Consider the following 12865-nt stretch of genomic DNA (forward strand, 5'->3'; position numbering starts at 1 on the left):
TCTTAATTATTTTTAATGCAATCTAAATATAGAATTTATTTAACGTTTATGAAAGGAAGCAATGTTTATGCAAGGAAGCAATAGAATACAAAACGATTTACTCGATGATACAAATAGTTATAGCAGCAGGGACAGTAGTAGCCCCGCCTCTGAGGTGGATTTTTGGGATATCCCCGAAGTTACCGCGCACAATGGTGGCGACACTCATTATGACGGTCAAATCATTATTCAGTTAGAAAATGATAGGGTTGTTGCCAAATCCGCCGCCTATTTGGCAGGCAAACATAAGAAGTCAGTATTAGTACAATTAGATAAAAATGGCTATTACCGTGTCGTTTTTGGTGATGCAAAAAAATTGAAGGGAAAACTGCGTTGGCAGCTGGTTAGTCATGGTTCTGTCCAGGACAGAGAGGTGACCTTGGCATATCAGTCCGCTAGAGCACTGGCGAACAATCTGCAAGGCTTTCATTACTCCTTCGGTGCTAAATTTAGAATTAATCGCAATCCCCACTCCGTTAGCCTGGTGGGTTGTTCATTGATCGAGATGAGTAAAGAAAGGGGTTTTGCCTGGCAATTTGCTCAAGAACTCGGTAAGTACGATATCTACCCCAATGTCTCCGCCCACCGTACTGACATGGCTGTTACGCCTCATGGTCAAAAAATTACACTGGATAGCAAAGGCCTCTGGAATCATAAGGTCAGTGAGAATAAATTAGTTCTAACCTGGAATAAACAAGGCAGATTAGTCCCGACCACGGATCTGTCGATACGTTTGCAGCGGGTATTAAGCCTGGTCGATAACCTGGCCTCAGGTGAACTGAAATATAGTGCATTGAATCTGGAAGAGCTGGCTGATCTGACCGATGCGTTTCAATCAAAACAAGGGAGGTTGGATGTTAAACAGTTAATGCTAACCGCGTTCAATAACATGGAACATTTGGCGTGGCGTCACGAAATCTATCAACTGCTACAACTACAGGACACTCATCATCCTCAATTATCCGGATTAAGCGTACAGGCTGCATTGCAGCAGAGCCAATACTGGAACAAAATCCAAGAAAAAAATATCGTCGCACTGGCTAAAGCGAGCATGAAACAAAATAACAGCGGTGTCAGTGTTAAAATGCAAATAGCGCCACAAGGCTTATATATCGGTGGCAATGAGCTGCACACGCAATCTAACGCCATCAGTTTAGGGCTGGCCTGGCTACATGCTCGATGTTTGGGAACACCGGAAACCCGTCGCCTATTAAATGGTTTACTCACCCATGCTCTGATTAACGAACAAAAAGCGGATACCGATGGGATGATTACCGACGGTGAAATGAGCCAGGCCAATCTTTTCCGTCAGCAATTTATCGAATTAAAAAATTTTGATTTAAATGACCAAAAAATTTTTACTCAGCAGCTGGTATCACCCTTTGATTGGAAACCCGGCTATTATTTATTTAAAAGCCAACACCATGCGTTGATGCTAGTCAGCCAGATTGAAAACGGGCAACCTACTTACTATCTGTACGATCCCCATGTTGGTGAAATACGCTGTAGCGGTAAAGACAGCGGTAATAGTAGTCTGGCTCTTAAAGCGATACTGAACGACTACCTGCAAGGTAGAAACGCGCTGTTGGATCCTGACACTCGAGCAGAGCAATACGGGGTCACACAAAAAAACAATCAATATCATTTTACTATCTACGAAGTGAATGTCACTCATGCCGCTCGGCGGTTACCTGCACTGACTCAATTGCAAACATTGTTGATGGATTTTCGTACTCACCGCCAGAGGATGACAGAGGCAGGAGATGTCCGTCTTGGTAATATTACCCTGCCTGCTCGCGTACTTAGCCAAATTGGCGCAAACATTGACGGAGAGCCGCTTTCTCCCCGCCATCTCACTGATACCTCTCTGCTTGCCAGGTTACGTTTTTTCCCCGCGCAACTGAATAACTACCTAATGCAACTGGATAAAAATGATCCTGTTGCCACCCAGACGGTGCTATTACTCAAACAACAAATTTTTCTGCAAAAAGGGAGGCTGGCCGGTCTGTTAACCACAGGCAAGAATAACAGTACGCTCGAAGCCTCCATCGTGCTATTGGATAAAATTAATTACCATGTAAAAAATGGGCATATCATGTCTGGCTTATGGCCATCGTTACATGATGCAACAGCCTGGAGCCGTTTTAACCGATCAGTCCATCGTGTTGGTGTAGGAATGCAAGGATATGGCTACACTCGCGGTATCTATGATTTGATTAAATATCGTGAAATGCTCAAACGTGACTCTCTCACTGACGAAGAAAAAAATGAGCTGGTCTACGAAAGAAATTTAGCGCTGGCTTCGTTTGGCTCCAATGTCTTGATTGATGCGACCCAATACGGCTTGGTTAAATGGGGACAACAGCTTATTTCCACAGGCCCGGCAGCCATGATCAACCGCACCCAGCATGTGTTCAGTAAATTTGTTCGCGGGAATAGAATAACGGGCGCAACCATGCGTACCGGTGCTCGCCTAGGGCAGATGCGCTTTAATGCCAGTACCGGGATAGCAAAATTTGGTGGGCCAACGTTAACTATTCTATCGAGTGGCTTTGATATTTATAGTACTCATCGTGCATTCGCTCAGCTAGCGACCACGGCTAATACTGAAACCCGGCAAGATCTTATCTTCAGCGGGTCACTAGCAGTTATCTCTGCTGCTGTTAATATTAGTGTTGGCATTGCCTTTGCTATGGGGGAGCATCCGCCACACTGGCTGGCCCATTGGGCATTGCTTTGGGTATGACTATCATCGCGGTGAGTCAAGCTTATTTTGCTAACCGTACCATGGAAAAAATCAACAAAAATATCGTATTAACCACACTTGAACAATTGGAAAATACGGGCCGGCTTTTTTTCGGCATGGATCTGAACAAAGACGTGCAAAATAGATTGGCAAAATTGGAAAGCCAAAAAGCGGTACGTGAAGAATATGACCGACAATTAGATGAGCACGCAGGTAAAATTCTGGAAAAATCTGGGCAACAGGTTGATGTCGTCTATTATAGCCGTGGGAGTTTTACTTTATTAGAAGAAGAGTATTTGACCTTAATATTGGTTTCTCCTGGTGTGACATTTGTCAAACCGGCTGATCAGCATTTGATTATTTTGAGCGAAAAAGTTCGGCTACAAGACCTCGATAAAGCACAGCTTGAACAGGCTCATCGATTAAACGAGGGAGCGTTTGCCACCCATAAAAGTGGATTACTTTATTTTGAGCCAACCGTGTTACAGAGTGTTGACGATAACATTAATGTTAGCACTGATACAGTTAACCATTATACGCAGGGCAGCGTGAGAAGGCTGACGTTATCAGAGATGTTATTAAACCAGCCAAGTGATACTAATCCTTATTTAGAAAACCATGATACAGAAAATATTCTTGGCAATGCGCATGATCCCTTGGCGATTAATCGAAATCAACAGGCGGGTACTGCTGCTTTTTTTGAACTTGGGGAAGGTAATGATACCGTCATCGGTTATCGGAATAAAAAAAATATCTTTACCGTGGGGGCAGGTTTTAAACAATATACCGGTGGTCAATTAGCGGATACTTTTTATTTAATGGGTGCTCTTGCTCCGCACCGGTATAGTATCCTCAATGGTGAAGAAGCTGTGCCATTAGCTGCTGCACCGCAAGACGGACATATTTTTGATAAAAATCAGTTAACAGATAACGACACACTGGTTGCCGCAGGCTCCCCGCCTATCGGAGCCAGTGGTTATATGATCGATCTTACCTATGGTGAAGTCCGTTATATTGGCCTGAGCGGTCTCGTTGCCACTGTCGCTAATATTGAGCATGCGTTGGGGCATCATAAAAGGGGTGATATTCTGATAGGAGATGAGGGTGACAACCAGCTCAATGGCCGAGGAGGCTTCGATAATCTTCAGGGGAGGGGAGGCAATGATGTTCTGTCACTCGAGCAGGGGGCCGCGGAAGGGGGCACGGGGATCGATACTTATTGTATTTTGCAGAATTCACAAGCAGGAGACGTCACAATAACGCTGTATGATCCCTTAATGTCAAATAATGGCGTGCCAGAGGTCAATAATATTATGCTCAACCATAATATTGATCAAATAGAAACCATCTCATTATTAGCAGAAAATCATAGCAGATCACAGTATTCAGTATCCATCCGCTTACGAAACGATAATGGCACGCAAACGACGCTATTATTAAAAAACGCTTATCAGCTTGCTGCTGGTAATAATAAACAGCTTAAACAGGTTAACCAATACATTTTATCAACCCGTGACGGATTATTATTATTTCCTGAATGGCCAAAAATCCTTGAACAAGATAATAGCGGCAATTGGCTGTTTTTTTCTACCTTTAAAGCACAATACAGCATTGTACATGATCAAAGCCTGCAAGAATTTTTTGCCAATAACCCATCCGCAACGCCAAAAATTGAGCTACAACAGGATAATGGGCGCGGGCAAGGACAAATCACCATCAATGATACCGTCAAATTGTTGCCTGAATATATCCAGCTGGTCGCGGAAGATTCCCCGTTTAATGATCACATCAAGGGTGATAAATTCAATAACATGCTCCACAGTCGTCGAGGTAATGACGTCTTGACAGGTGGAGAAGGTGCTGACATTTATTATCTTCATGATGATCCGATAGAAAAAAATATCTCTCGAATAATTTCGATTAATAACGAAGACACAGCAGGGAACCCTCAGCTGGATTTGCTAATACTTCCGGTCTTTATTGAACAGATCAAGCATATTAGACAAGAAAATAACGATATTATTTTAGGTCCCTTCGAATCATCTGGCGGGTACGTTGAGGTACGTATGCTGAATTTTATGCGTGATGCCAGTTACCGCCATATTTTTCTAGTTGATAAAAAAGGGGATTTCCATCAGCTGGATGTTGACAAACAAGGGCGTCCTTATCTCGGTCATAAACTGAGTGAAACACAAGCAACGGAAGGGGATGACGTTATTCTCTTATCCAATGCCGTCACACTTACGGATAACACCTTTTTTGCCCTGGCCGGTGACGATATTGTTATTGATACCAGTGAATACGATCGTAGCTTATTCGGGGGACGGGTAATGATATTTTGATCACCAGTGGTAAAGGAATAAAAATAGTAGATGGTGAAGAAGGAGACGATCAGCTATTTGGCGATAAAGGCAATGATGAACTTTATGGTAATGCAGGAAACGATAAACTTTATGGTGGCAGAGGCAATGATGATCTCTTTGGCGGTCAAGGAGATGATAGCTATCTTTTTGATCCTGATGATGGCTGGGATCTCATCAATGATATAGGGGGGAATGATACTATTGTCTTTATTGGCGGGATCACCAAAAAAGAAATTTTTCTTCAGAAGAATGGCGACGATTTAGAAATACTCCTGGCCGAACATAGCATCACAGTAGAAGAATATTTTAAATCGCCCGCGAATAGAATCGAAAAAATCCAGACAATAGATGGTGAACTCAGGGGTGATAATATTGATACATTGGTATCCAGCCTTTCTTCATTCGATGCTAAACAACGTTTGAACCTGATGTCAGAAAATGAAAGGTTCTCTCATCTTTATGCAACCTTGTGGTCAAATGTAAGCAAGATGGTATCTTAAATAGCCGAAAAAATGTTTAATAAAGCGGGTTCACTCAAAATGCAAAAGCCTCTGTGATCAACCTAGGCTTTAATCTATTCGATCAGTTTGAGATCTGATTTTCGTTGACGCTTTTGTTCCTGATAAAAATTTTCATGTGAGCCTAAACTAAACCTAAAAAATATAACGCCAGCTTACTCCCTATCCAGCTATAGCTTAATAAAACAAGTTGACTATTGAGTTGGAATTTATGCACCCGTAAATAATTGAGGTCACCTTTTTTTGGTTCTCCGAGTTCAGGATTTATGATAACCCGTTCAATCTCATCTTCTACAAGTCTCAATAGTTTTTCGGGGAGTCTGGCTAATGCTTTGGAAAAACGGTTAGATTCATAAACATCAACCTTCTGTCCGTTTAGTCCTTCTGACATAGCGCGATACCTTATTTTTTTCGATTTCTCTCTTTGCTAGCAACGTTTCCAAGATAAAACCATACGGTAAATCTGGATTGTCTTCAACTATGCGACCAATTTTCGCCCAGTGTTCGATCTGTTTTGGTACACTTCTACTGGAAACATCGGCATAAATCTTAACGTCAGTTACGAAATTTTCATCAAGACGAATACTGATAGCCATATTCATACCCCCATGTTGTTTGCCCTGTTTATTGTTAAGAGCATAATAAGCAAAAAAATGCGAAAAGCAACAAAATATTGCATAATGCGACAAACAGGCAGCAACAGCAGGCCAGCCCACTAGTTCTAAGAGACTGCCAATATCGTCGCCGCTAAGCAGTTCAGGGGACTTAGAACAAGTGCGTTGGTTTTTTAACCTTTCCTTTCGTCCAGTACTCGTACAAAACATCGTCACATTCTTCCTGATACTGAATAACCTTATCACGGATTTCTGGTTTAACTTTATTCGGGCTGATTGTGTTGAGCCATGCAGCAAGCTTTCTCAGAGCCAGACACCACATAATTTGATCACCTCCAGCAGTAGGGATCATGATTTCCCTGACTCCTTTGGAAAACCGCGATTTAAGTTTTTCGATTTGCTCTTGCCAAGTCAACTCCATACCATCAATTATGGGGCGCATTGGGGTATATCGTTCACCTTTATAATTAACAAGATATAGATTGGAACATAGAATGGAACTGTGATAGTGAAATTATTCTTCTGGCTCGTTATAGCTGCGTGTTTTGCCTGTGGAACAAATCGAGTCACTCTCACTCTTTGACAGTGAAACTTATGCGGTTTTTACTGCAGCTGCAGCGGCGGATCCACCTTTAGAGCAAAATCATGACCAGCCAAATGACCTCTCAACACGATTGAGCGAAACTCGTAATCTTACCAGTATGCCGGCAAAAAATCCTATACCGCCCAAACCTGGGCCAACTGAACAGCTTCCCCGCAATAAAAGATATATACCCATCGCCATTAAAACCACTGGAAAATTTGCTCAACTAGATTAAAAATAAGGTCATGAAAATAAACTCACTGACAGCCTCTCAAAAACAAGATTTGGAACGCCTTCATCGTTACGAACACGATGGCCGTGTTCGAGATCGAATCAAAGCCGTGTTGTTGAAAAATGAAGGCTGGAATAACAAAGCGATTGCCCACGCATTAGGTATTCATGAAGAAACAGTGAGGCAACATGTAACAGATTGGCTTTCAGACGAAAAATTAAAGCCTGAAAATGGCGGCTCGTATAGTAAGTTGAGCGTGCATGAATCTTTATTGCTTGAAAAACACATTGAAAGCACGACTTATAGCCGTGTCATCGATATCTGTGCTTATGTGGAAACCCAATTTGGCGTCTGTTACACCGTATCTGGCATGACAAAATGGCTGCAAGCGCATTGTTTTAGCTATAAGCAGCCCAAAGCGACGCCGGTTAAAGTGGATGTTGCTCAGCAAGAAGCGTTTATCGCGTCTTATTTCACTTTGCTAGAGAGTGCTCTTAAGAATGAACCGATTGTTTTTATGGATTCAGCCCCTCCAACGATGGCCACCAAAGTGGTCTGCGGTTGGATAAGGAAAGGCAAAGATAAGCCGCTGGTCAAAACAGGGGCAAAAACACGGGTTAATGTCATGGGAGCCATTGAATTGAGCACCATGAAGGTGGTCAGTGCCCGTCCTGAGCAGGTGAATTCAGAAACCACCGTCGCTTTTTTTGAGCAGCTCAAAGCTGCTTATCCTGATGCACAAAAGATACACATTATTTTAGATAATTCTGGCTATCATTGCCGTCAGCGAGTCAAAGACGCCGCATTAGAGAAGGCTATCGTACTCCATTATTTACCCCCTTATAGCCCTAATCTTAATCCCATCGAGCGATTATGGAAGGTCATGAACGAGCGTGTCAGAAACAACCGATTTTTCTCTTCAGCCAAAGAGTTTCGTGGGGCTATAGCCGAATTTTTTGATAGTACATTGGCAAAAATTGCTCCCTTTCTCAGGGGCAGAATTAACGATAATTTCCAAACCATCTAATCCAGACCTTCAAGTTGAATGAGTAGATACAGAGAAAAATGCCTTGGTTGCCGCAGATATGTTAAACGATCAGGTGCTGCCATTATAGCAGGCGCCGTATCAGTTGATTATGAAAATCAGAAATAACATATTGATATTAATTAATATTTATTAACAAAAGTGATCACGTTACATGGCGCCTGCTATAGTTTCCGAAGAGGTCTAATGTGCGCCACACCCATTACGAACGCTTCGGATGGCTTAGGTTTCTTGCTAATCAGGTCTGCTTTTATACCTTCAATTTGTTCACTAAAGTTTTTCCCCGTTTCAGGGTCCAAATTTCTTAAGCCAGAATACCCGTTACCCAGACAGGCTGAACGATGATTCAGCCACAGGGGATGTTTCGTTAAAGTTGTTGAATCCTTAACCAGCGAATACCGCATACGTAAGTAGTGCGGTTTTTTTACGTCCATACTGAAGGAATATAGGATGGAACCCAAAAATAAAGTGTTAGTATGACGGAGAGTCCCATCAAAAGTGGTTGAAACGATATGTTATAGACAATCTTTTGTCTGGTAATTCTCCACCAAATTTTATAGCGAGTGCTGAGGTTTTTAATGGAAAAGAAATTAGTGGTTATTACTGGTGCGAGTTCTGGATTCGGTGCTGAAATTGCTAAACAATTAAGCGAGTTAGGATACCCTCTTTTGCTTCTTGCTCGTCGAATTGAACGTCTTGAAGCGCTGAAATTGCCAAAAACGCTTTGTCGCCAAGTAAACATAACGGATCGTCATAGTTTTGAACAAGCTATTAAGGAGGCAGAGTCTCAATTTGGCAACGTGGATTGTCTGGTTAACAACGCGGGTGTCATGTTGCTCGGAAATATAGAGCAACAAGACGCCGAAGAATGGGAAAATATGTTTGCAACCAATGTATTGGGATTATTACATGGGATGCAACTCGTTCTGAAAAAAATGAAAAAGAACCAATCAGGGACAATAATCAACATCAGCTCTCTTGCCGGAAGGAAAACATTTGAGCATCATGCTGCCTATTCTGGTACTAAATTTGCGGTACATGGTATCACTGAAACCGTACGCTGGGAGCTGGCGCCTTACAATGTAAGAGTGATAACTGTTTCACCAGGGGCGGCGGAAACAGAGTTGCTAGAACATACATCTAGACAGGATATTAAACAGGGTTACACTGAGTGGAAATCGAGTATTAACGGTGTTATTTCAGCCCAAGATGTAGCAAAAGCTGTGGTTTTTTGTTACCAATTACCCCAAAATGTCTGTATTCGTGAAATTGCTATTGCTCCCACTAAGCAACAAAATTAACAGCTCATGATGAAAAAATTTATTTTACCGTAGGATCTATATAAAAAAGGTGATCAGGCGAGGCTAGGTGTCATCTTCCACCGGAACAACGGCCAGCGGTGTGGTGCGTTCAACCTACAGCACACGCCAGCTTGTGTAAGAGTACTGTCATTTTGCTCTGGCTATTAAAAGATTCGCCAGGGTGCGGGCTCCTAAACCGGTGGCACCTGCCGCCCATTGTTCTACCGCTGTTTTTCGATAAGTTGCTGAACAGTCGATGTGTAACCAGCCTTGCTGATAATTTTTTACAAAACGTGATAAAAACGCCGCGGCGGTGCTGGCACCACCGGTAGCACTAGGGATAGCGACATTATTTAATTGAGCAAACTGGGAAGGTAATTGCTGACGATGAAATTCTGCCAGTGGTAAACGCCAAAAAGGTTCGTTTTCACTATTAGCACTGATGAGCATCTGTTGTACCAATTGATCATCGAAGCTGAACAATGCATGATAATCGTTACCCAGTGCCACTTTTGCAGCACCAGTCAAGGTTGCGGCATCAATGATCAAGGGTGCATTCTGTTGAGCCGCATCAATCAAACCATCGGCTAACACTAAACGCCCTTTAGCGTCGGTATTCATGACTTCGACCGTCTTGCCATTACGATAATGAATAATATCACCTAGTCTGAAAGCATTGCCGCTAACCATATTATCCGCGCAACACAGATAAAGTTTAACACGTTGTCGCAGGCCCCTCGCTGCTGCTAATGCCAACCCAGCGGTAACGGTTGCGGCTCCACCCATATCGGATTTCATTGAATCCATAGCAGAACTGGGTTTCAAACTGTAGCCACCTGAATCGAAGGTGATCCCTTTACCTACCAAACATGCAAATACTGGCACGCTTGCATCACGGCTCGGATTATAATCCAGTATTAACAACAGTGGCGGACGATCCGAGCCACGACCTACGGTATAAATACCGTGATACTTTTGTTTATGCAGATTTTCTCCCTTAATGATTTGATAGTTGAAAGCACCTTCTGGCGTCACATTCTTCATCAAAGAGATAGCTTCTGCCGCTAGTTGCTCAGGGGAGAGATCTTCTGCTGGCATGTTGATGGTGTCACGAAGCCAGTCAATAGTCTTTAGACGCCATTTCAATTCCTGGCATTCATCTACTGAGAGCGCTGCCCATTCTATTCTGTGCTGTTTTTTGGCATCACGAAACCCTTGCCAGAAGACCCAGCTTTCTTCTAACTGCCAACCGGCACCTGCCAATTTTACTTTTTTGATACCTTGAACCGCGATCTTACGAGCAGCACACTGGATAGCGTTCAATTTAGTGCCGTTCACTGTAGCGTTTAAATGAACAGTGATACCCTGGTCGTTGCTGCTGACAAGCACCACTTTGCCCCAACGGGCATCAGCAGCTTTGTTTGATAACGATACCTGCATAATTTCTTCAGTCATAATATTCCAACAGAATTGATTGTAGTCTAGAGCATCTTATAGCTGCCTAACTTTATTGGAGAGAGCTTACTCAGACTCTCAATGCATTCGCACACTGATTTAATGGCGTAGTCGATCTCTTCCTCGGTGGTAAAACGTCCGAGAGAAAAGCGGAGCGTACTGTGAGCCAATTCATCGCTGACACCCAATGCGCGTAGCACATGTGAAGGTTCCACACGGGCGGAGGTACAGGCTGAACCGGAAGAAACCGCTAAATTTCTCAGATTGAGTATCAGTAATTCCGCGGGAATACGGTCAAAACTGACATTCAAGATATGAGGTGCTAGCTGTGTTATCTCGCCGTTACAATGAACGCCTTTTATTTCTTTGATTCCATGCCATAGACGGTTACGTAGATTTGTCAGATGCTGAGATTCACGCTTCATTTCTTCTTTGGCGATACGACACGCCTCTCCCATGCCGACAATTTGATGCACTGGCAACGTCCCTGAACGCATACCACGTTCATGACCTCCTCCCTGTTGTTGAGCCTCGATACGTACTTTTGGATTACGTCGCACAAACAGCGCGCCAATCCCCATAGGTCCATAAATCTTATGTGCCGAAAAAGACATCAAATCTACTTTTAAATTTGTGAGATCAATCGGTAATTTACCTACACTTTGTGTCGCATCGACATGGAAAAGAATACCCTGACCACGGCAGATGTCTCCAATAGCTGCAATATCCTGTATTACACCGGTTTCATTGTTTACATGCATAATAGAAACGAGAATAGTCTCTTGCCGTAGAGTCTTTGTCAGCTGTTCTACATCGATAATCCCGTTAGGTTGTGGAGACAGGTAACTGACCTCGAAGCCTTGGAGCTCCAATTGGTGGCACGTATCTAACACCGCGGGATGCTCAGTTCGGCAGGTAATGATGTGTTTACCTTTTGTTTGGTAAAAATTGGCCACACCTTTAATTGCCAGATTATCTGATTCAGTGGCACCGGAGGTAAAAACTATCTCACGTGGATCCGCGCCAATTAATGTGGCAATATCGTTACGTGCGACATCAACGGCTTCCTCCGCTTGCCAACCAAAACGGTGAGATCGGGAAGCAGGATTACCAAAAATACCGTCCAATGTTAGACACTGCATCATTTTTTCAGCCACTCGAGGATCAACCGGTGTTGTAGCTGCATAATCCAGATAAATAGGTAAATTCATTACAATACACCTGACTCCATACATGAAAACCGTTGTGATACGATAGATCCCACGGAAACTGTGGACACCTGACTCCTAAATTTTAGAGCGGCAGCTTAATGTTAAGTTTTTCTTGTGATCGACGCTTATTGATACCAAGAATATCATTATCTTGCCGATCTGCGACGGCTAAAACATCTTTATTATCAACTAATTCTGCCAAAGTAATATTGTTCAAAAAACTACTGATTCGTTTACTCAGATCACACCACAAAGTATGGGTTAAACAGCGTTCACCCGCCTGGCAGGGCTCTTTGCCTTGACAACGGGTAGCATCGATAGACTCATCAACGGCGTTAATGATTGCGCCGACTGCTATCTGTGCGGCTTCTTGACCCAATTTATAACCACCCCCTGGGCCACGTACACTGGTGACTAAATCATGTTTACGTAATTTTGCAAAAAGTTGTTCCAGATAGGACAACGAAATCCCCTGGCGTTCAGAGATATCTGCCAGCCGTACTGATCCATCTTGGGAGTGTAATGCAACATCAAGCATAGCTGTTACGGCATAACGACCTTTGGATGTAAGTCTCATAGTTTTAGGGCACCTGTTTTAAAATGGACTTCTTGCCCGCGGCTATTGCACATTATGAGCCTTGATTTCACTAACGAGCAGTGGTCTTGCAAGAAGTCATAATAAATTATGAAAACAAGCGCGAAGTCTGTCATTCCTGAGTGTTTTAGTCAACTATTTAACCATTGATCTCAATGGTTGT

Annotated in this window: 10 protein-coding genes and 2 pseudogenes; 6 read left to right on the top strand and 6 right to left on the bottom strand. The window is 43.0% G+C overall.

All coding sequences use genetic code 11. The features are described from left to right. Window positions 1-61 precede the first annotated feature (61 nt). From CCS41_RS03315 to CCS41_RS03325, 3 genes are read left to right on the top strand one after another with little or no spacing between them, the layout of a single operon-like run. Window positions 62-2785, top strand: coding sequence for a C80 family cysteine peptidase (locus tag CCS41_RS03315; RefSeq protein WP_119797206.1), 2724 nt, complete (start codon window positions 62-64; stop codon window positions 2783-2785). Beyond that, entirely contained in the window at window positions 2782-5127 is a 2346-nt protein-coding gene (locus CCS41_RS03320) for a hypothetical protein (RefSeq protein WP_162859977.1), read from the top strand. Before CCS41_RS03315 ends, CCS41_RS03320 begins: the two co-directional genes overlap by 4 nt. Further along, on the top strand, window positions 5124-5648 hold the full coding sequence (locus CCS41_RS03325; RefSeq protein WP_162859978.1) for a calcium-binding protein: 525 nt from the start codon (window positions 5124-5126) through the stop codon (window positions 5646-5648). Before CCS41_RS03320 ends, CCS41_RS03325 begins: the two co-directional genes overlap by 4 nt. Window positions 5649-5722: 74 nt before the next feature. On the opposite strand, the pseudogene CCS41_RS03330 reads toward CCS41_RS03325, so the two are convergent. From CCS41_RS03330 to CCS41_RS03340, 3 genes and pseudogenes are all read right to left on the bottom strand, one after another. Further along, window positions 5723-6057, bottom strand: a pseudogene (locus CCS41_RS03330) (type II toxin-antitoxin system RelE/ParE family toxin). Beyond that, entirely contained in the window at window positions 6026-6262 is a 237-nt protein-coding gene (locus CCS41_RS03335) for a TA system antitoxin ParD family protein (protein ID WP_119797714.1), read from the bottom strand. The pseudogene CCS41_RS03330 and the gene CCS41_RS03335 overlap by 32 nt, the downstream one beginning before the upstream one ends. Window positions 6263-6446: 184 nt before the next feature. Then, window positions 6447-6814: pseudogene (locus CCS41_RS03340) on the bottom strand (phage antirepressor N-terminal domain-containing protein); the annotation flags it as partial. A gap of 17 nt (window positions 6815-6831) precedes the next feature. Between CCS41_RS03340 and CCS41_RS03345 the strand changes: the two are divergent. From CCS41_RS03345 to CCS41_RS03355, 3 genes are all read left to right on the top strand, one after another. Then, window positions 6832-7098, top strand: coding sequence for a hypothetical protein (locus CCS41_RS03345; RefSeq protein WP_119797210.1), 267 nt, complete (start codon window positions 6832-6834; stop codon window positions 7096-7098). A 10-nt stretch (window positions 7099-7108) separates the two neighbouring features. Then, complete coding sequence (locus tag CCS41_RS03350) at window positions 7109-8122, top strand: IS630 family transposase (protein ID WP_119797211.1); 1014 nt, start codon at window positions 7109-7111, stop codon at window positions 8120-8122. Window positions 8123-8718: 596 nt separating this feature from the next. After that, window positions 8719-9441 carry an SDR family oxidoreductase gene (locus CCS41_RS03355; RefSeq protein WP_119797212.1) on the top strand — a complete coding sequence of 241 codons (723 nt, stop codon included), beginning with the start codon at window positions 8719-8721 and terminating at the stop codon, window positions 9439-9441. Between the two features lie 147 nt (window positions 9442-9588). Here the strand turns inward: CCS41_RS03355 and pepB are convergent, their stop codons facing one another. From pepB to iscR, 3 genes are all read right to left on the bottom strand, one after another. Next, a complete protein-coding gene (gene pepB / locus CCS41_RS03360; protein ID WP_162859979.1) occupies window positions 9589-10896 on the bottom strand; it encodes an aminopeptidase PepB in 1308 nt (435 codons plus the stop codon). Between the two features lie 26 nt (window positions 10897-10922). Further along, window positions 10923-12107, bottom strand: coding sequence for an IscS subfamily cysteine desulfurase (locus tag CCS41_RS03365; protein WP_119797213.1), 1185 nt, complete (start codon window positions 12105-12107; stop codon window positions 10923-10925). 82 nt (window positions 12108-12189) lie between these two features. Beyond that, on the bottom strand, window positions 12190-12684 hold the full coding sequence (gene iscR, locus CCS41_RS03370; protein ID WP_119797214.1) for a Fe-S cluster assembly transcriptional regulator IscR: 495 nt from the start codon (window positions 12682-12684) through the stop codon (window positions 12190-12192). Window positions 12685-12865: the final 181 nt, after the last annotated feature.

It is taken from the genome of Candidatus Fukatsuia symbiotica, from assembly GCF_003122425.1.
GTDB classification, from domain to species: Bacteria; Pseudomonadota; Gammaproteobacteria; order Enterobacterales; family Enterobacteriaceae; genus Fukatsuia; species Fukatsuia symbiotica.

What these genes read in the sequence shown, in the direction of transcription:
- CCS41_RS03315 (WP_119797206.1), top strand. Translation starts at nt 62, where the DNA reads ATGTTTATGCAAGGAAGCAATAGAATACAAAACGATTTACTCGATGAT.
- CCS41_RS03320 (WP_162859977.1), top strand. Translation starts at nt 2,782, where the DNA reads ATGACTATCATCGCGGTGAGTCAAGCTTATTTTGCTAACCGTACCATG.
- CCS41_RS03335 (WP_119797714.1), bottom strand. Translation starts at nt 6,262, where the DNA reads ATGGCTATCAGTATTCGTCTTGATGAAAATTTCGTAACTGACGTTAAG.
- CCS41_RS03350 (WP_119797211.1), top strand. Translation starts at nt 7,109, where the DNA reads ATGAAAATAAACTCACTGACAGCCTCTCAAAAACAAGATTTGGAACGC.
- CCS41_RS03355 (WP_119797212.1), top strand. Translation starts at nt 8,719, where the DNA reads ATGGAAAAGAAATTAGTGGTTATTACTGGTGCGAGTTCTGGATTCGGT.
- pepB (WP_162859979.1), bottom strand. Translation starts at nt 10,896, where the DNA reads ATGACTGAAGAAATTATGCAGGTATCGTTATCAAACAAAGCTGCTGAT.
- CCS41_RS03365 (WP_119797213.1), bottom strand. Translation starts at nt 12,107, where the DNA reads ATGAATTTACCTATTTATCTGGATTATGCAGCTACAACACCGGTTGAT.
- iscR (WP_119797214.1), bottom strand. Translation starts at nt 12,684, where the DNA reads ATGAGACTTACATCCAAAGGTCGTTATGCCGTAACAGCTATGCTTGAT.